This is a genomic window from Aminobacter sp. J44 (genome assembly GCF_007829415.1).
Taxonomy (GTDB): Bacteria; Pseudomonadota; Alphaproteobacteria; order Rhizobiales; family Rhizobiaceae; genus Aerobium.
In genome coordinates this window covers 1-18,289 of sequence record NZ_VLJG01000003.1, presented here as the reverse complement: position 1 = coordinate 18,289, position 18,289 = coordinate 1, and the positions used below count along the sequence as shown (strand labels likewise).

Genomic DNA, 18,289 nt, shown 5'->3' with positions numbered 1-18,289 from the left:
CCTCGGGCCCGCCTCAGTCCATGTGAGCGGCGGCGGGAGCCCCCGCAGGCGCGGCCTTCGGCTTGCGCAGGAACAGGGCGAGCGGAATCGCGGCGAGCGTGACGATCATCATCAGCTTGAAGTCGTCGATGTAGGAAATCATCAGCGCCTGCTGGTTGACGAGGTTGTCGAGCGTCGACAGGGCAGTGAGATCACCGCGCGCCGCCGCCGGGGAGAGCGCCTGCAGCACCGGATTGTTCGGGTTGATGTTCGCCGACAGTTCCAAATGGTTGATCTGCAGATTGCGGGTGAGCAACGCGGTAACGATTGAAATGCCAATCGACGAGCCCATGTTACGCACCAGGCTGAAGAGGGCGGCCGCGTCGGTGCGGAAGCGCGGCTCGAGCGTCGCGAACGCCACCGTCGACAGCGGCACGAAGACGAGGCCCAGGCCCAGCCCCTGCACCACGCCGGTGGTGAGGATCAGGGTGTCGTCCATCTGCGGCGTGAAGCCGGTCATCTCGTAGAGCGACCACGAGGTGAGCGCGAGGCCCGCCACGACGAGAATGCGCGCGTCGACGAGGCGCACCAGCTTGCCGACCAGCAGCATCGAAATCATCGTGCCGACGCCGCGCGGGGCCATGACCATGCCCGTCAGGATCGTCGGGTGGTTGAACAGCCGCGACAGCATCGGCGGCAGCAGAGCCATCGAGGCAAGCAGCACGATGCCAATGATGAAGATGAAGATCAGGCCGGTGACGAAGTTGCGGTCGGCGAAAATCTTCGGGTCGATGAAGGTGTCCCTGCCGGTAAAGAGATGCACCGTGAACACCCAGAAGCCGGTGATGGCGAGGCCAAGCTCGATCCAGATCTCGGTTGCCTGGAACCAGTCGACCTCCGCGCCGCGGTCGAGCATCATCTGCAGCGCGCCGACGCCGAGCGACAGCATCGCAAAGCCGAACAGGTCGAAGCCGCGGGGCCGCGCCGCCGCGCGCGGCAGATAGGCGGCGCAGCCGGCAAGCGCGAGCAGACCAACCGGCAGATTGATGAAGAACACCCAGCGCCAGTTGGCGACCTCGGTCAGCCAGCCGCCGAGCGTCGGGCCGATGATCGGGCCGACCATGATGCCGGCGCCCCAGACGGCCATCGCCTGTCCGTGCCGCTCCTTCGGGTTGATGTCGAGGAGGAACGACTGCGACAGCGGCACGATCGCCGCGCCGAACAGGCCCTGCAGGATGCGGAACACGACCATCGAGGTCAGGCTCCACGACAGGCCGCACAGCATCGAGGTGATGGTGAAGCCGACGATGGAGACGAGGAACAGTTCACGCTTGCCGAAGCGGTCGGACAACCAGCCGGTCACCGGGGTCATGATCGCCGCGGCGACGATGTAGGAGGTCAGCACCCAGTTGATGGTGTCCTGGCTGGCGCCAAGGTCGCCGGTCATGTTGGGCAGGGCGACGTTGGCGATCGTGGTGTCGAGCACCTGCATGATCGTTGCCGCCATGATCGACAGGGTGATCAGGCCGCGATGCGGAAATTCTGCCTGGGATGTTGCGGCGGCGGTTGCCATCGGAAAAACCTTCAGCGCTGCCCGCTATGGGCAGGACGGCCATGCCGGCCGGACGATTGCTGGCGGGCCGCCCGGAAGGCGCGGCCCGGTTGGTGCGTCAGGGTTGGGTCAGTGCTGAGCGGCGGCGGCGCTCGTCGCGCCAAACAGCGAGGCAAACGAGCGGCTGACGCCTGTGTCGACCGAGACCGTCGCGCTCATGCCGGTGCGCATCAGGAGTTCGGCTTCCGCCTCGGTCAGGCGCAGGCGCACCGGGATGCGCTGGGTGACCTTGACCCAGTTGCCGGTAGCGTTCTGCGCCGGCAGCAACGAAAACTCGGCGCCGGTGCCCGCGCCGATCGCCTCGACGACGGCCTTGAGCGGCTTGTCGGGGAAGGTGTCGAGCACGACCTCGGCCTCCTGGCCGACCTTCATGTTGGTGAGCTGCGTTTCCTTGAAGTTCGCCTCGATCCAGGTGTCATCGGTCTCAACGAGCGTGAACAGGCTGGTGCCGGCCGAAACATACTGGCCGAGCTTGACCGAAGCAGCCTGGGTGGTGACGCCGCTGGCCGGGGCCTTCACCGTCGTCTGCGACAGCTGGTAGGCGGCACGATCGCGCGCGGCGAGTGCCGCGAGCACCGACGGATGATCGTCGGTCGCGATCCCGGCATCCCCGCCGAGCGCGGCAAGCGCGCCGGTTACGCTTTCGACAGCGGCCTGATGCTCGTCGCGCGCCTTGTCGAGGTCGCGCTGAGCGGTATCGAGCGACGACTGGCTGCCGACGCCCTTGCCGTTCAGCGCGCGGGCGCGCTTCAATTCGGATTCGAGATAGGCGACTTCGGCCGCCTTGGCGCGCTCCTGCGCCAGCGCCTGGCTGTAGCCGGCGCGCAGCTGCTCGACGCCGATGCGTGCGGCGGCCAGCGCCGCGTCAGCCTGCTCGAGCGCGATGCGGTAGGGCTCGGGATCGACCTCGAACAGCACCTCGCCCGCCTTCACCTCCTGATTGTCATGGACGTTGAGCGAGACGATGCGTCCGGGGATTTCCGAGGTGATGGTGATGCGCGCCTGCTTGAGGTTGGCGTTGTCGGTTTCCTGGTAGCGGCCGCCGGTGAGCCAGACGKAGCCGCCAGCAATGGCAAGCGCCAGCGGCACGGCAATCATTAGCGCGACACGCTTSCCGCCGCCCTTCTTCGGGCTGGCGGCCGGCGACAGCGGCGCGGCATTGGCGGGAGCAGCCTGCTCGGCTTCCACATTCTTTGCGGGGGCGTTCATGCGAGTGTTCTCTTCATCTTTGTATGGGTTCGGCGAGGTTCGCGACCACGACCCTCAGCCCGTGCAGCAGCGTATCGCGCTCAGCAGGGGCGAGCCCCGCCAGCGCTTCCTCATAGACATCGCCGGCGATCGCCTTCAGCCTGCCGAAGGCCTCGCGGGCCTTCTCCGTCGGGTAGATCGTGCGCACCCGCCGGTCGCTGGGGTCGAAGCGGCGCTCGACCCAGCCGCTGTCCTGCATCCGGTCGACCAGCCGGGAGACGCTGATCGGCTCGATCTCGAGCAGCTCGGCAAGCCGGGCCTGGGAAATTCCCTCTTCCTTGGCGACATGCACCATCAGCCGGAACTGCGCCGCAGTAAGGCCCTCGCCTGCCGCCCGCGCCTCAAAACGCTTGGCGAGCAAACGGGATGCATCATGCAGGAGCATGCCCAGCCGGCTGTCATTTTCTGATTTCATAAGCAGCATATATTATAAGCAGGCTTATTAAGCAATGATCACGGCGAAATATTTTGACGTCGGGGAAGCCGCCGGTTGCGAGGTACCCGGCATGAGGTGGCTCAGTCTCCTCTGTTGGACAGATGTTCCAATTCACGGCGCCGTTTGAGCAATCGGTTTGGCCGGTGGACGCCTTGGTCGCCTTTTGGGGGACTCTTGCTCCTCGCATTCATGAGGGATCGCTGATAGACTACCTCTTATGAACCCCGCTGCCGGGACCTACACCCGGCGGACGACGCGGCTACTGGCCTTCCGGCCGAAAGGAGGATTTCGATGTCTTCCCCGCAGCAACATCTCTCCCCCGACGACATGTCCATGATCGTGCGTGTTCACGCAGCGGTCTGTGAGGAACGGGGCCTCGCACCCAAAGGCGAAGAAGGCCTGCGTCTGGCAAGCCAGCTTGTGCACGAGTTTCAGCGCGGCGTAACCACGGAGCAGGATCTGATCGAGGCGTTCACCGGCCGCCGCATCATGATGCCGACGGAGTCACTGGGAACCTGAACTGCCGCGCGCAGTGACAGCCGACACGACCGTCCGGTGACCAGGAAATTCTGCCGGACCTGCCTCCGGCGGAAAGGGGTCGGCTGGCCTGGTCCTGGCCTGCCATAGATGCTGCGTGCTCCCGAACGCACGACGACCCACATCACCGGAGCGCGCTGCGCTTCTCCCTGTGTCAATTGTTGATGACTGGCGGCCTGTCGCCGCTTGCGGCAGACCTTGCGCTGCCGTTCCGTCTCTGGTCACCTATAGAAGGCGGAGATTGCCTTGATTCGGATACTTTCTGCCTCCATTCCGGGCGGGAAAACTGATTTGCTGGAGACTGGCGATGGCTGCCAACCCTAATATCGTTGAGCTGAAGCCCCGTATTACCGTGGTCGGCGTTGGCGGAGGCGGCGGCAACGCCGTCAACAACATGATCGCGCAGGGCCTCGAGGGCGTCGAGTTCATCGCCGCCAATACGGACGCGCAGGCTCTTGGCATGTCCAAGGCGCAGCACCTGATCCAGCTGGGAGCGCTGACCACCGAGGGTCTCGGTGCCGGTTCGCTGCCGGAAATCGGCTATGCGGCGGCGGAGGAATCGATCGGCGAGATCATGGACCGGCTGGCCGGCACGCATATGTGCTTCGTCACCGCCGGCATGGGCGGCGGCACCGGCACGGGTGCGGCCCCGGTCATTGCGCACGCGGCTCGCCAGGCCGGCATCCTCACCGTCGCCGTCGTCACCAAGCCGTTCACCTTCGAGGGCACGCGCCGGATGCGCGCGGCCGAGGAAGGCATCGAGCGGCTGCGCCAGTGCGCCGACACCGTCATCGTCATTCCCAACCAGAACCTCTTCCGCGTCGCCAATGCGCAGACCACCTTTGCCGACGCCTTCGCGATGGCCGACCGGGTGCTCTATTCGGGGGTGCGCTGCATTACCGACCTCATCGTCAAGGAAGGCCTGATCAATCTCGACTTCGCGGACGTCCGCTCCGTGATGCGCGACATGGGCCGGGCGATGATGGGCACGGGCGAGGCGAGCGGCGCGGGCCGCGCCATGGCCGCCGCCGAAGCTGCAATCGCCAACCCGCTGCTTGACGAAGCCTCGATGGGCGGCGCGCGCGGCGTGCTGGTCTCGATCTCGGGTGGTCCGGACATGACGCTGTTCGAAGTCGACGAGGCGGCTACCCGCATCCGTGAGGAAGTCGATGCCGAGGCCGACATCATCGTCGGCGCGATCTTCGACAAATCGCTCGAGGGGACGTTCAAGGTGTCGGTGGTGGCCACGGGCCTGCGCACCGTCAACGAGCGCACCATCGCCCAGCCGCAGCAGCGCACCGCCTGACGGTTTCCGTCGGGCTTTCGCCGCTCACACGCATGCCGACAGGAAGAACACCGCCGCGAAGTTGAAGATGCTCGCGCCAAGGGCCGCCAGTGCGGCCCAATAAGCGGCGCGGGCAAGAAAGCGTTGCCCATGCGCGCGCAGCGCCATCACGAGGAAGATGATGGCGGCGAGGTGGACGGCGAGGATCGCGACGAGCTGCAGCCGCTGCAGCGTGATCGGACCCAGGACCTCCACCTGCTGCCAGCCAAAGGCGCACCCCACCGACAGCATCGAATAGAGCGCAACGAAGGCGGCCGCCCAGATGGTGAAGCCGGCGCCGAGTAGCAGCGGGTTGCGCGCGTGAATGGCCCACACGTTCATGGCCGCGCTCCTTCTGCCGGGGCGGAGGCCAGGAAGGCGAGAAGGAAGGTAGCGGCGAGCGAGACGAGGCCCGTGACGGCGGCATAGTCGTGCCAGATCCGGGCAATGCGCAGGTCAAGGCTGCGCAGGGCGGACAGGTAGCCGCCGTGCCAGCGCCAGAAGCCGTGCATCGCGAAGATCGCGCCGATGCCGGCGTGGATCGCCGCATAAACGAGCATCGCAAGGCTGGTTGCCTGATGGGCGTGCGAGGTTGGAGCCGGGATCTGCGCAGCCATCAGCAGGAAGAGGAAGGCGGCGGCGAGTTGGGTTGCGCCGACGAGGCCGAGCCAGAGCGGCACGGGTCCCCTCTCCTGCAGCGCCCTGACCGCGAGACGACCCGACACGGCCGCAGCACCGATCATCAGCGCGGCGAAGAGGGCAAGGACGACCGAAGGCCGCGCCACTAACGCCGGCGGCCATTGCGGCGCGACCAGCCAGAGGAACAGGCCGCCGAACAGAAGCGAGGCGAACATCGTCGCATCGGCCGCGCAGGCGAGCACCATCGCCCACCAGGAGGGCGGACGTTCCGCTTGCCAGTGCAGCGGCAGGACAAGGCCATTGCCGGCGGCAAGCTCCTCGCAGTCGCGGCGCGCGCCCATGCCGTGGCTCCAGGCAAGCAGCGAGGCGAAGACGAGCGCGAGAACCACCAGCGACAGCCAGTAGAACTTGAACAGCAGGCAGAGCACGAAGAAGAGGGTGAGAACGCCACTGATGAGCGGCTTGAAGGTGCGGTTCGGCAGGATGACGATTTCGCTCGGCGCTCCGGTTGCCATGTCGACGCCAAGCGTTTCCATCCAGCCGTTGCGGGCGTGGCCGAGATAGCCGTCGCCGGAAGAAAGCTCAGCCCCCAGCGTATCGGGATCGAGACGGTCGGCGCGGTCGTCGATGTGCGGCAGCGAGGCAAAGGCGTAAGCGGGTGGCGGGGTCGGCATCGCCCATTCCAGCGTGCGCGCGCCCCAGGGATTTCGGGGGGCAGCGGTGCCGAAGCGCACCTGGAGCACCAGGTCGACGACGAACAGGGCAAAGCCCGCCGCCATGACGAACCCGCCAACGGAGGAAAGAAGGTTCAGCCAATCCCACCCGGCTTCGGCGGGATAGACGTCGACACGGCGGGGCATGCCTCGCAGGCCAGTGAGGTGCATCAGGAAGAACGTCAGGTTGAAGCCGCCAAAGATCAGCCAGAAGGCCGGGACCGACAGCTTGTGGTCGCTGACGCGGCCGGTGAAGTGCGGCAGCCAGTAATAAGTCGCGGCCATCATCGGGAAGACGAAGCCACCGACCAGCACGTAATGCAGATGCGCGACGACGAAGTGGGTGTCGTGCGCCTGCCAGTTGAAGGGCACCATGGCGAGCATGACGCCGGTGAGCCCGCCCAGCACGAAGATGAACAGGAAGCCGCCGAGATAGAGCATCGGCACGTCCCAGCGCGGGCGGCGGCCTTCGGCCAATGTGGCGATCCAGGCGAAGATCTGCACGCCGGTGGGGATGGCGACGAGGCCGCTCGCAGCCGAGAAGAAAGCGAGCGCGAGGTGCGGGATGCCCACCGTGAACATGTGGTGGACCCACAGGCCGAACGAGAGAAAGGCCACCGCCACCACAGCGACGACGACGGCGGTGTAGCCGACGAGCTCGTGGCGGGCGAAGGTCGGGATCATCATAGAGATCGCGCCGGCGGCGGGCAGGAAGATGATGTAGACCTCCGGGTGGCCGAACAGCCAGAACAGGTGCTGCCAGAGCAGCGAATCCCCTCCCCTCACCGGATCGAAGAACGGCAGGCCGAAGGCGCGCTCGAGCTCGAGCAGGATCGAGCCGAGGATCAGCGGCGGAAAGCCGAACAGCATCATCAACGCGGTGATGAGCAGGTACCAGGCCATGATCGGCATGCGCTCGAGGCTCATGCCGGGCGCGCGCAGCCGCAGGATGGTGACAATGATCTCGATGGCGGCAGACACCGCGGAAATCTCGACGAAGGTGATGCCGAGCAGCCAGATGTCGTTGTTGATGCCGGGCGAATAGACCGACGAAGAGAGCGGCGTGTACATGAACCAGCCGCTTTCGGGCGCAACGCCCAGAAGCAGGGCGACGATCAGGATGGAGCCGCCGAAGAGGTAGCACCAGAAGCCGTAGGCCGAGAGGCGCGGAAAGGCGAGATCGCGCGCGCCGAGGATTTTTGGCAGCAGGTACATCGCGAAACCCTCGAACAGCGGGATCGCGAACAGAAACATCATCACCGTGCCGTGCATGGTGAAGAATTGCGAGTAACGCTCAGGGCCGACGAAGGCGGTCGAGGAGGTGGCGAGCTGGACGCGGATCAGCATCGCCAGAAGGCCGCCGATCGCGAAGAAGACGAAGGCGGTCAGGATGAAGCGTTTGCCGACGATGGTGTGGTTGACCGCCGACAGCTGCGCGATGCCGGGAGGCGTCTCCCAGATTGCCGAGAGCTCCTTGTGAAGACGGATCGGCTCAGGCTTCTGGCGGGNCCGCCAGTCCGGAAGACAGGGCGTCGAATTCAGCACGCGGCAGCGCCTCGACCGTGAAGGGCATGACGGCGTGGCCCGAACCGCAATATTCGGCGCAGACGCCGCCATAGGTTCCGGGCCGGTCGGCGCGCAGGCGGATGACGTTTCGGTGGCCCGGGATGGCGTCGAGCTTGCCGCCAAGGCGCGGGATCCAGAAGCCGTGGATCACATCGGCGCTCTCAAGCACGAAGTCGACATCCTCGCCCGCCGGCATGCGGACATGGCCGGAGGTGACCGAGCCGTCGGGATAGCGGAAATCCCAGACCCACTGGCGCGCAGTGACCTCGATGCGCAGCGGCATGTCGGGGCGCGGGGCGGCAAGCAGCCGCTCGCCGAGCGCGAATGCCGCGATGACGAGCATCGTGAGGATCAGGGACGGGACGATGAGCCCGCCCCAGAGGATCGTGCGCTTCGGGCCTAAGCTGGCGATAGCGCGCGGGCGGAGCATGGCGAGCGCGCCGAGCGCCAGGACAACGACGAAGATGAGGGCTGCGCCAAAGAACATTGCCCACCAGAGGGTGGCGGTGCTGCTGGCTGACGGACCTTCGGGTTCGAGTGCTGAGAGCGGACCGCCGCAAGCGGCGAGAAGGGGAAGCGGCGCGAAAAGTGCGGCGCTTCGGAACCATGCGGGGCGCGGCGCGCTTTCAGCTCGCAAGGGAGGATCTTCATGAGCGAGACCGACACGCAAGGGCATAATCCCGTCATCGAGAAGGTTGCCGACAAGCCGGTCGAATCGGCGGTCGCGGTGGCCGGACATCCGCTGCATGCGATGAGCGTTCACTTCCCGATTGCTTTCGTGATCGCGACGCTTGGCTGCGACGTGTTCTACTGGTGGACGGCCGACCCGTTCTGGTTGCGCGCCGGCATCTGGGCGGCGGGCTTCGCCTTCGCGGCTGGCGTTGCCGCCGGGTCGATCGGAACGGCAGAGCTCCTGATGGTACCCGGCATCCGCGCGCGAGTGGCGAGCTGGACGCATGCCGTTGCCGCGATGATGCTGATCTCGGTTGCCGGTCTCAACTGGGGAATCCGGCTGGCCGATCCGAACGTCGTCCTGCCGCACGGGCTGATGCTCTCGGTGCTGGCGAGCATCTTCACCGGGCTGGCGGGCTGGCATGGCGGCAAGCTGGTGTTCGATCACGGCATCGGCCTCATCATCTCGGAAAAGGATTGAGGCTGGCGGCCAGCCGCTTCAGCCCGCCGGGCTGGTTCAAGACTTCCGGGGTCAGGTTCGGCAGGTCAGGCTTTGCGAGCACCACGACGAGGATTGCGCCGACAACGGCGACCGTGAGCGTGGTCGCGGCGGCAAAGCGCCAGACCGGATAGGTGCGGCCGTCATCGAACAGGCGGATGATGACGAGGCCGGTGAAGATGTGAATCATCACCAGCGCGCCGACGAAGGCGAGCTTCAGCGAAAACCACGCCTCGAACGGCTCGCGCACGAAGATGAGCGCCGTGCCGCTGCCGACCGCAACAAAGGCGGCAGGCGAGATGATCACGACGTAGAAGAAGCGTACCAGCGCCTGCAGGCGATGCTTCGACGGCTCATCCGGCACATGCGCGCGCTGGACGTAGAGGCCAGGCAGGCAGATGAGCCCGGCACTCCAGATCGCGATCGCGGCAAAGTGGAGAAGTTTCAGCCAGATCATCGAAGCGCCGGCGCCGATGGACGTTCAAGCCGGCGCGCGACGAGCAGCGCCGCGACGAGGAGGTAGGGAAGAGCGGCCGGGACCCACATGATAAGGCCGCCAAGCTGCTGGTCGGCAAGCGGCGTCAGCCCGAAGGGAAGCGTCGTCGTGAAGTGCGGTGCGTAGAGGGACTCGCGCGCAAAGGTCAGCAGCGCACCGAGCATGCCCATCTGCACGCCAGTGGCGAGAAGCGCGAGGAGCGCGGAGCCGAGTGACGTTCCGGGCGCCTGGACGCGCTGCCAGAGGAGGAACGCTGTGCCGAGGAGGCTCAGCTGCATCGTCCAGTAAGGAGCGGCGGAAAGGATCGCGACCTCGTAGACGGCAGGCGCGTGCCAGAACCAGAGCACCAGCGCGTGAAGCGCGGCGAGCAACTGGAGCGACAGGCGCGCACGGATGCGATGAGCCGGGAAGGCCAGAGCCAGGAGCGGCGCGACAACCGCGACCAGCAGGACATGGTGGGCCACGCGCGCAGAAAACAGCGCCACCGTCAGCGCACAGAGCGGCGACAGGAATAGCGCGAGGAAAAGAAGAAGCCCCAGGCAAAGCGGCAGCGGACGCGAGGGGCCGGAACGGCGGAGGAAGAGGACGAGGACGGCGGCGGAGAGAGCAATGGCGATGGCGTCGGCGTTCCAGGCAGCCAACAGCTGCTGCGGTTCGGGTGCCGGTCCGCAATAGGCCTGCGCCATGAATGCCTCTCCCTCAGTGATGATCCGCAATGCGGGAGGCGGCGATATGTTCCGCGCGGCTTAGTCGGGAACCATCTGGCCGACGGTGGCGCTGGCAGGCTCCTTCTCGTCTTCGAGCTTCACCTCGTCCGCTTCCTCGCCGGTGATGACGGCGACCACATCTGCTGCGAGGGTCTCGAGAAGCTGCGTCTCCTTTTCCGTCAGCTCGTGCGGCTCGTTATCGAGAAGGCACAGCGCGCCGAGGACATGGCCGTCGGGAAGCTTCAGCGGCGCGCCGGCGTAGAAGCGCGTGTTCCAGAGCTCGACCGCAGGATGCTCGGCGAACATCGGGTCGCGCTGCGTGTCCTCCACCACCAGCACCTCGCCGGTCGAGACGACGTGATTACAGACCGCATCGTCGCGGCGCATGACGATCATGTCGGTGCCGTCCTTCGTGCGCACGCCCGGCAGGTCCTTGCTCTGGCCGACGATGAATTCCTTGTCGCGATCTATTGCAGAGATAACGGCAAAGCCGACCTTGAACACATCGGCGGCACGCTTGGCGAGAAGGTCGAGATCCTCGCGGACATGGCCGTCGAGAAGATGCGTCTCGTGGAGAAGTCGGATGCGTTCCTCGTCGTTCTCGGGTGCCGCCGCCAGGACCTCGGCCTGCGCCTCGACAGGCTTGAGCAGGCGGCGGATGCGCGCCACCGCCTCGTGGACGGACGTGACCAGCGCATCGGCGCCCAGCATCTGGTGCGCGTCCTTGACCGTCAGGTGCTCCGGGCAGTTCCAGAGCGCCAGCACGATGCGGACGTTCGGCCAGTTCTGGCGGATGCGGCGGCAGATCTGACGAGCGGGAACGTCCGGGGCGTCGCTGAAATAGGAAATGCAAAGAGTGTCGACCTCGGCGAGGTCCAGCTTCGCCACCTTGCGCAGGCCGATGGAGCTCGCGCCACGGAACTCGGCCCGAATGCCCTCGGTGGAGAGCGCATGCGCCAGCATCTCCGACGAGACCGCGTCGATCTCCCACTTGCCGCCAATGCAGACGACGCGCGGGCCAATAGCGGCTTCGGGCGCGGCTGGATAATCCTCGCGCAGTTCGTCGAGCAGGTCGTCCATGCCGTTGGCGATGCGGAGGCGATATTCGGCGGTCGAGTTACGCGAATAGTCGGCGCTTGCCTGGCGCAGCACTTCGAGGCCGACTTCGTCGTAGTAGTCGATGAGCGAGGTTTCCTCGATCGCCTCGTTGGATATCTCGACCGCCTCCTCCGGATCGTCGGCAATCAGCCTCTGGTAGATGCGGGTCGGAAGATCGAGCGCGGGCGAAGAGCCAAGGAGCGTCACCAGGAACTGCATTTGCGGAATGTTGCGGCCAAGAACGAGCAGGCAGACGGTCAGCGGCGTCGACAGGATCAGGCCGACCGGTCCCCACAGCAGCGTCCAGAAAGTCGCGGCGGCGATGAGGGAGAGCGCGGAGAGGCCGGTGCTGGTGCCATAGAGCAGCGGTTCGACGATGTTGTTGGAGACGAGCTCGAGGAAGACGATCAGCGCGACCGTCATCAGCACCATGTTCCAGCCGGGATCGACCGCAAAGGCGAGCGCGATGGGGAAGATCGCCGACAGCGCCGGGCCGAGATAGGGAATGAAGCGCATGACCGCCGCAAGCGTGCCCCACATGATCGCGCCGGGCACGCCGATGAACCAGAGGCCGATCGCCATCGGGATGCCGTAGGTGACATTCACCAGCAGCTGCATCAGCAGGTAGCGGCTGATGCGGGCTCCTGCTTCCTCGATCGCCGCAGTGGAGCGGTGGAGGTTGCCGCCAAGAAGGCGCAACAGCCGGTCGCGCAGGTCACGCCGATCGAGAAGCGCGAGGAAGACAAAGACGAAGATGATGCCGATCGTGGTCAGGGGCTCGATCGCCGGCGTCAGCCATTCGATCGCGGTTTTGAACGGCGACTGCGGCGGCACGTAGAGTTCGACCTTCTGCGGCGGCGGGCCGACTTCCGTCGCGTCCTCGACCTTCACCTCTTCCTGCACCGCGTCGACCGTGCGCATTGCGCCGTCGAAGATGCCGGGGCCCTGCATCATCTCGCGCAGGTCGCCGAGCTTGTCTCGCATGGTGGTCTGGTAGAACGGAAGCTGCGCGCTGAGTGAGCGCGCCTGCTGGGTGATCAGCAGGCCAAGGCCGCCGAGGACGGCCAGCACCAGCGTCATCACGAGGATGACGTTGAGGATACGCGGCAGGCCGCGATTGCCGAGCCAGGAGACGAGCGGGTTGAGGGCAAAACCGATCAGGAAGGCGACCGCGAGGGGAAGCAGCACGTCGCGCCCGAGGTAGAGCGCGGCGACGATGATAGAGGCCGAGATGAGGACCGCCGCCATCTTGACGACGTCGATGGAGGGCCCAAACGCGGCGGCCTCGTGCGTGTCGAGGCGCCGGCGCGCGGTCTTGAGTTTGTCGGACACCGGGGTCCTCCTTGCAGCGACAACCTGACGGGAAGAAGTGAGCCGTGCTTAACGCGCAAGGTAAGGTTCGAGTTGCGGATGTTGTTCTACATCTTCCGGTGCAGCGACCCGCCCAAAAAGAAAGGCGGGCACTTTCGCGCCCGCCTCTGAGAAGTTCGATGATCCGAGGGATCAGCCGCGGCGCATCGCGCCGTTTTCCCAGCCCTCGAACTTGCCGGTGAAGAAGTCGACGTTCTTGAAGCCGAGCAGCGACAGGACCGTGTAGGAGTGGGTCAGCTGGACGCCGCCGCGGGTGAACAGGATCACCTTCTTGTCCGGGGTAACGCCTGCTTCCTCATACAGCTTCTTCAGCTCGTCGGCGCTCTTGAGAACGCGGTTCTCGTCGAGGGTCGCATCCCAGAAGACGTTGACCGAGCCCGGGATCTGGCCGGCGTTGTAGTCGGACGGCGAACGGACGTCGACGACGACGACGTTCGGATCGGAAGCGAGCTGCTTGACCTCGTCGGCCGAAAGGAACTTCGGGCCCTCCTCGGCGAGGTTCTCACCCGAGAAAGCGTAGTTGTTCAGCGCCAGAGCCTGGTCAGCCTTCGGGTCGCGGCTCCACTCATCCCAGCTCTCGTCGTAGATGCGGACGTTCTTGTAGCCGAGGTTGCGAAGCGCGATGTAGTTGTTGGCAGCTGCCACGCCCGAACCGCAGTAGGACAGGATTTCCTTTTCCTTGTCGATGCCGCGCGAAGCGAGAAGGCCGCTCAGCACGTCTTCCGGCAGCACCTTCTTGTCTTCGGTCAGCAGGCGGGCCGCGGTCAGCGACTTCGCACCCGGAATGTGACCGTCGACATAGGCATCGGCGTTGCGGCCGTCGACGATGACGGTGTCGTTCGACTTCAGCTTGGTCTCGACATAGGCCTTGTCGACGCGCATGTCGAACTTGTCGGTGATCTTGAAGTCCGACTTGGCGACTTCGACAGCGCCCTTCTCGAGCTCACCGGCGAAAGCGCCGATGCCGCCGTCGAGGACGTGGATCTTGTCCTTGAAGCCCGCATATTCGAGGGCGATGAAGGCGCGGCCCGGCAGCGAGTTGGTGTCGTAGATGACCAGCGTGTCGCCGTTGGAGATACCGGCCTCGCTGATGATCTTCTCGATCACTTCGTCTGCTTCGAACTCGTTGCGGATGCCGTCACGCTCGGAGACGTTCAGCTTCGCCCACGGCAGGTTCACAGCGCCCGGAATGTGGCCTTCCTCGAAGGCGGCCGGCTGGCGGACGTCAACGACCTTGGCGCCCTTGCCGACGAGCTCGTTGAACTGGTCGACGTTGACGATGATCGGGAGCGCGGCTTCCTGAGCCTGCGCGGCGATGCTGACGATGGAGTTTGAAAGCCCGGTGCCAAGCGTCGGGGCAGCAACCGTCAGCGTCAGGACGGACAGAGCGCCGGCAGCGAGAAGGCGGCGGGTGAAGGTGCGAAGCATGAAGAAAACTCCAGAAAATTGAATGGCTTGAAAATCTCAGAAGCGGGAGAATGAAACAATCAACCGATTGCCAATTGCCGGGTGGGAAGGAGAAAATTTTTCTCTTTCTCAGTCCGTCCCGGAAATCACGGAACGACTGACCTTTCCCAGCCGGTCAGGGTGGCTTCCCAGCCCGGGAATGCCTTGAACAGCGCGACCTGAATCGAGCGGTCGACGCCGAACCAGATGCCGAGGCCGACGAGCAGGATGAGGATGCCCATCACCTGCTGGATGCGGGCGCTGTTCTTCTTGAGGAAGCCGATCCTGGAATAGAGCCGCTGGCCGAGCAGCACCGCCGTGCCCATCGGCAGGGCCGTGCCAAGGCTGAAGGAGATGGCGGTGAGCGCCGACCACAGCGTCGTCTGCTGGTTGAGCGCGAGCGTTATGACCGCAGCCATGATCGGGCCGACGCATGGCGTCCAGGCAAGGCCGAGGCCGGCGCCGGCAAGCAGGCCGCCGAAGAAGCCTTCGGAACGGCGGCCTGAGCCGCCGCTGAAGCGCGAGGTGACGCCCGATACGGCGAGCTCGAACCGCGCCTTGAGCGCGGGAATGGCGAGCACCAGCCCCATCAGCACGAAAATGACGGCGGCCGCGGTGCGGTGCGCGTCAGGCGAGATCGAGACCTGCCGCACGAGCAAGCTCAAGAGCAGGGTGATGCCAGTGAAGAAGGTGGCAAAGCCGAGGATGAGGCCGAACGGCCGCCAGCGTCCTTCGATCGACGAGGACGCCAGCAGAACGGGCAAGAGCGGCAGCACGCATGGCGACAGGATCGTCACGATGCCTGCGATGAACGCGAAAAAGAGGCTCATTTAGCGGGTGTTGGAATTCAGTCCGGCGATGCCGCCCGCATTCCACAGCTTCACGCCCTTTGCCTCCTTGTCGAGGAGGACGAAGGTGTCCTGGTAGGTGACGCCATACTCAGCCTTGAGCGCGGTCTCGGTGTCGTAGTCGGCGATCACCAGCGTGATGTCCGGCTCGACCTCCGACCATTTCTGCGACAGCTCGGTGAGCGTCAGGATGCAGTTCGGGCACCAGGAGGCGAAGAAGAAGACGACCGTCTTGTCGTTCTCGGCGGCGATCTTCTTCAGGTCCGTTCCGGCCGCGTACTGGATCAGCTGCGCGCGGTTTTCCTCAGCCTGCGCGGGCGCCTGCGTGTCAGACGCGGCAAGGGCGTGCCCGGCCGTCAGCGGGGCAGAACCGGCGAGCAAAGACAGCGCGAGAAGCGCCGGACGGACGAACTGAAATTTCACGATGGAGCCTCGGCTGTTACTTGTCGTCCCGCAAATTAGACGAGAGCGCAGGCGGGAAGAAGAAAATCCATTCCTCGAAACCTCGCCTTTCCGGTGCGGATTTTCGCTATCGTGGAAAATGCGGGTAGGAGTTTCGTTCAACTTGACGCCCGCGCGTGGGATAAGCAGCGCTCTTTTAAAACCGGGCCGATATTCACATGGCATATGCAACTCTCGACACCAAGCCGCAGGGCATAAGGGTCGACATTTCTCCGCTCCTGGTAATCGGTGTCGCGATCGTCGCCGGCTTTGCGGTGCTGTCCTCGATCGTCAGCACGACGCAGGCGCTGCTGTTCCTCGTCGGCGGCATGCTGGGCCTGGCGCTCTACCAGGCCTCGTTCGGCTTCACCGGCGGCTGGAAGCGCTTCGCCACCGAAAAGCGCAGCCGCTCGATGCGCGCGCAGTTCATCATGATCGGCCTGACCTCGATCGTCTTCATTCCGCTGATGAGCGGACTGGTGCCGCTCGACAAGAGCGTGGTCGGTGCATGGGCGCCGGTCGGCGTCTCGGTGATCCTCGGCGCCGCCATGTTCGGCCTCGGCATGCAGCTCGGCGGCGGTTGCGGCTCGGGCACGCTGTTCACCGTCGGCGGCGGCAGCGCGCGCATGCTGGTGACGCTCATCGGCTTCATCGCGGGCGCGACCATCGGCACGCTGCACCTGCCCTACTGGCTCACCCTGCCGTCGCTCCCGGTCATCCGCTTCGGCGAAACCTTTGGGCCGATCGGCGGCGTTGCCGTCACGCTCATCGGCATCGCGCTGATCGTCGGCGTGCTGGCGCTGATCGAAAAGCGCCGCCACGGCAATGTCGAGTCGATCTTCTCGGGGCTTGGCAGCCTGACCCCATCGACCCTCCTGCACGGCCCGTGGCCGCTGGTGCTGGCAGCGCTGGTGCTCGCGCTCGGCAACATCTTCACGCTGCTGCTTGCCGGCCATCCGTGGTCGGTGACCTACGGCTTTGGCCTGTGGGGCGCAAAGCTCGCGCAGGCCGCCGGCATCGACGTTGCCTCCTGGACGTTCTGGAAGGCTCCGGCGCAAGCGCGGGTGCTGAGCCAGAGCGTGCTGTTCGACGTCACCTCGGTGATGAACTTCGGCATCATCCTCGGTGCGGCGCTCGCTGCCTCGCTTGCCGGCAAGTTCGCGCCGAAGGTGAAGGTGCCGTTCCGCTCGTGGCTCGCGGCCATCATCGGCGGCCTGCTGATGGGCTATGGCGCGCGCCTTTCGTTCGGCTGCAACATCGGCGCCCTGTTCAGCGGCATCGCCTCCGGCAGCCTGCATGGCTGGGTCTGGTTCGTGATGGCCTATATTGGAAGCCTTGCGGGCATCGCCGCCCGCCCGCTGTTCGGTCTCGACGGGTTCAAGAAGTAAGATGAGCAACACAAAGAACACTGCCCTATTCGCCGGTGCGCTGCTGGTGGCGGTCGGCGCGGTCGCGGCCGACTATGCGACCAGCGAGGCGCCTGCCCCGAAGACCGCGGCGCAGGAGTCGTTCAACCCGTGCGCGGCCGCGGCGCCTGCTCCGGCACCCGGCCAGCGCAATTATGACGACCTTGCCGACCAGTTCAGCGGCGGTTCGGCGATTCCCGCCGCGCCTGCCCCCGAGCCGGCACCGGCTTCCGACATCAACCCCTGCTCGGCAGGCGTGCTCTGATGAGCAACGAGGCGAAGCAGCGCGCGGCGCAGGAGATGGCCTATTGCGAGCACGTGCTTGCCAAGTCGGGCACGTCGGTCCTGCTGCGCACGCTGCCCGCCGAAGGGCTCGTCACCTGGAAGCACTATCCGCAACCGGACGTGTTCGATCCGGCAACCGGCGCGCAGTGGTACTACCACTGCCATGACGACAGTGCCCGGCTCGGCGAGCACGGGCACTTTCACTGCTTCGTGCGCCCACAAGGGCGCGACAGCGAGCCGGTGCACCTTGTTGCCGTGGGGGTCACCGGCCAGGGCAAGCTGACGCGTCTGTTTACCGTCAACCACTGGGTGGTGGGCGGTGACTGGCGCGATGCCAATGCCACCAACGCGCTGCTCGACCGCTTCAATGTCGAGATGGCAACGCCCGACTATCTCGTGAACCGCTGGCTGACGGCGGTGCTGACCCGCTACGAGGACGAGATCGTCCACCTCAACCTTGCCCGCGACGAGCGCCTTCGCGCCGACGGCCGCCCGCTCGAGGAAGTCCGCGAGGACCGCTCGATCGAGGTGTTGTCGGAGCTCAGGGTGGGGTGAAGCGGGCAGGTGGTGCAGTGGCGGAAGGAGGCAGCAAGGGGACGGAAGGAACGGGAGCATTGGGCGGCGTTAGCGCCAAGTCCTCCCCCGCCGCGTAAGCGGAGCCGTTCAGGCCTGGATCCTCGGGTCAAGCCCGAGGATGACGAAGCTGAGATGGTGTGCGCGTTCGTCTAGAGCAGATTCGATTTAGTCCGGGTCATATCCCGCCGCCTCGAAGTAGTGCCGGCATTCCTGCGGGGTGAAGGCGGAGAGGCAGKCGGCGACCGCTGACCAGAGATCGTCAATGGTTCTGGCGGCGGCTTTTCTAAGCAGGGCCTTCAGCTTCGAGAAAGCCATCTCGATGGGGTTGAAGTCTGGGGAGTATGGCGGGAGGAACAGGAGCCGTGCGCCAACCTTCTCGATAGCCTCGCG

The 18,289-nt window shown here is 65.5% G+C and carries 19 protein-coding genes; 6 read left to right on the top strand and 13 right to left on the bottom strand.

Translation table 11 applies throughout. The annotated features are described in order from the left end of the window. Positions 1 to 13: 13 nt before the first annotated feature. From L610_RS01605 to L610_RS01595, 3 genes are all read right to left on the bottom strand, one after another. Entirely contained in the window at positions 14 to 1,552 is a 1,539-nt protein-coding gene (locus L610_RS01605) for a DHA2 family efflux MFS transporter permease subunit (protein WP_144701922.1), read from the bottom strand. 108 nt (positions 1,553 to 1,660) lie between these two features. Continuing rightward, positions 1,661 to 2,800 carry an HlyD family secretion protein gene (locus L610_RS01600; RefSeq protein ID WP_144701919.1) on the bottom strand — a complete coding sequence of 380 codons (1,140 nt, stop codon included), beginning with the start codon at positions 2,798 to 2,800 and terminating at the stop codon, positions 1,661 to 1,663. Positions 2,801 to 2,813: 13 nt separating this feature from the next. Then, positions 2,814 to 3,254, bottom strand: coding sequence for a MarR family transcriptional regulator (locus L610_RS01595; protein ID WP_024846401.1), 441 nt, complete (start codon positions 3,252 to 3,254; stop codon positions 2,814 to 2,816). 312 nt (positions 3,255 to 3,566) lie between these two features. On the opposite strand from L610_RS01595, the gene L610_RS01590 reads away from it, so the two are divergent. Together L610_RS01590 and ftsZ are read left to right on the top strand one after the other, a co-directional pair. Next, the gene (locus L610_RS01590) at positions 3,567 to 3,794 is read left to right on the top strand and encodes a hypothetical protein (protein WP_144701913.1); all 228 of its coding nucleotides are present in this window, start codon (positions 3,567 to 3,569) and stop codon (positions 3,792 to 3,794) included. Between the two features lie 325 nt (positions 3,795 to 4,119). After that, positions 4,120 to 5,118 (top strand): cell division protein FtsZ, encoded by a 999-nt coding sequence (ftsZ, locus tag L610_RS01585; RefSeq protein ID WP_024846403.1) that lies wholly within the window; start codon positions 4,120 to 4,122, stop codon positions 5,116 to 5,118. 24 nt (positions 5,119 to 5,142) lie between these two features. On the opposite strand, the gene L610_RS01580 is transcribed toward ftsZ, so the two are convergent. Genes L610_RS01580 through coxB form a run of 3 tightly spaced genes read right to left on the bottom strand, consistent with a single transcriptional unit; the run spans position 5,143 to position 8,541 of the window. Then, a complete protein-coding gene (locus tag L610_RS01580; protein WP_024846404.1) occupies positions 5,143 to 5,478 on the bottom strand; it encodes a hypothetical protein in 336 nt (111 codons plus the stop codon). Next, positions 5,475 to 8,033, bottom strand: coding sequence for a cytochrome c oxidase subunit I (ctaD, locus tag L610_RS01575; protein ID WP_186441281.1), 2,559 nt, complete (start codon positions 8,031 to 8,033; stop codon positions 5,475 to 5,477). Before ctaD ends, L610_RS01580 begins: the two co-directional genes overlap by 4 nt. Next, complete coding sequence (gene coxB, locus L610_RS20390) at positions 7,981 to 8,541, bottom strand: cytochrome c oxidase subunit II (protein WP_246658888.1); 561 nt, start codon at positions 8,539 to 8,541, stop codon at positions 7,981 to 7,983. The genes ctaD and coxB overlap by 53 nt, the downstream gene beginning before the upstream one ends. Positions 8,542 to 8,703: 162 nt before the next feature. Between coxB and L610_RS01565 the strand changes: the two genes are divergently transcribed. Then, positions 8,704 to 9,207 carry a DUF2231 domain-containing protein gene (locus L610_RS01565; RefSeq protein ID WP_144701904.1) on the top strand — a complete coding sequence of 168 codons (504 nt, stop codon included), beginning with the start codon at positions 8,704 to 8,706 and terminating at the stop codon, positions 9,205 to 9,207. Here the strand turns inward: L610_RS01565 and L610_RS01560 are convergent. The 6 genes from L610_RS01560 to L610_RS01535 all read right to left on the bottom strand — a co-directional run bounded on the left by L610_RS01560 (position 9,188) and on the right by L610_RS01535 (position 15,614). Beyond that, a complete protein-coding gene (locus tag L610_RS01560; protein ID WP_024846408.1) occupies positions 9,188 to 9,682 on the bottom strand; it encodes a CopD family protein in 495 nt (164 codons plus the stop codon). The two genes, L610_RS01565 and L610_RS01560, sit on opposite strands and share 20 nt — an antisense overlap. Further along, a complete protein-coding gene (locus tag L610_RS01555) occupies positions 9,679 to 10,407 on the bottom strand; it encodes a cytochrome c oxidase assembly protein (RefSeq protein WP_144701902.1) in 729 nt (242 codons plus the stop codon). Before L610_RS01555 ends, L610_RS01560 begins: the two co-directional genes overlap by 4 nt. Before the next feature lie 60 nt (positions 10,408 to 10,467). Beyond that, the gene (locus tag L610_RS01550; RefSeq protein WP_144701899.1) at positions 10,468 to 12,858 is read right to left on the bottom strand and encodes an AI-2E family transporter; all 2,391 of its coding nucleotides are present in this window, start codon (positions 12,856 to 12,858) and stop codon (positions 10,468 to 10,470) included. A 171-nt stretch (positions 12,859 to 13,029) separates the two neighbouring features. Further along, the gene (locus L610_RS01545) at positions 13,030 to 14,325 is read right to left on the bottom strand and encodes a sulfurtransferase (protein ID WP_144701897.1); all 1,296 of its coding nucleotides are present in this window, start codon (positions 14,323 to 14,325) and stop codon (positions 13,030 to 13,032) included. Between the two features lie 125 nt (positions 14,326 to 14,450). Continuing rightward, on the bottom strand, positions 14,451 to 15,173 hold the full coding sequence (locus tag L610_RS01540; RefSeq protein WP_144701893.1) for a cytochrome c biogenesis CcdA family protein: 723 nt from the start codon (positions 15,171 to 15,173) through the stop codon (positions 14,451 to 14,453). Continuing rightward, on the bottom strand, positions 15,174 to 15,614 hold the full coding sequence (locus tag L610_RS01535) for a thioredoxin family protein (protein WP_186441274.1): 441 nt from the start codon (positions 15,612 to 15,614) through the stop codon (positions 15,174 to 15,176). Positions 15,615 to 15,811: 197 nt separating this feature from the next. Between L610_RS01535 and L610_RS01530 the strand changes: the two genes are divergently transcribed. Genes L610_RS01530 through L610_RS01520 form a run of 3 tightly spaced genes read left to right on the top strand, consistent with a single transcriptional unit; the run spans position 15,812 to position 17,878 of the window. Further along, entirely contained in the window at positions 15,812 to 17,020 is a 1,209-nt protein-coding gene (locus L610_RS01530) for a YeeE/YedE family protein (RefSeq protein WP_144701887.1), read from the top strand. 1 nt (position 17,021) lies between these two features. Beyond that, positions 17,022 to 17,303, top strand: coding sequence for a hypothetical protein (locus L610_RS01525; protein WP_144701885.1), 282 nt, complete (start codon positions 17,022 to 17,024; stop codon positions 17,301 to 17,303). Continuing rightward, positions 17,303 to 17,878 (top strand): hypothetical protein, encoded by a 576-nt coding sequence (locus tag L610_RS01520; protein WP_144701882.1) that lies wholly within the window; start codon positions 17,303 to 17,305, stop codon positions 17,876 to 17,878. The genes L610_RS01525 and L610_RS01520 overlap by 1 nt, the downstream gene beginning before the upstream one ends. A gap of 186 nt (positions 17,879 to 18,064) precedes the next feature. On the opposite strand, the gene L610_RS01515 is transcribed toward L610_RS01520, so the two are convergent. After that, positions 18,065 to 18,289: transposase (locus L610_RS01515; protein WP_186441272.1), on the bottom strand; the 225-nt coding region annotated here is incomplete at its 5' end.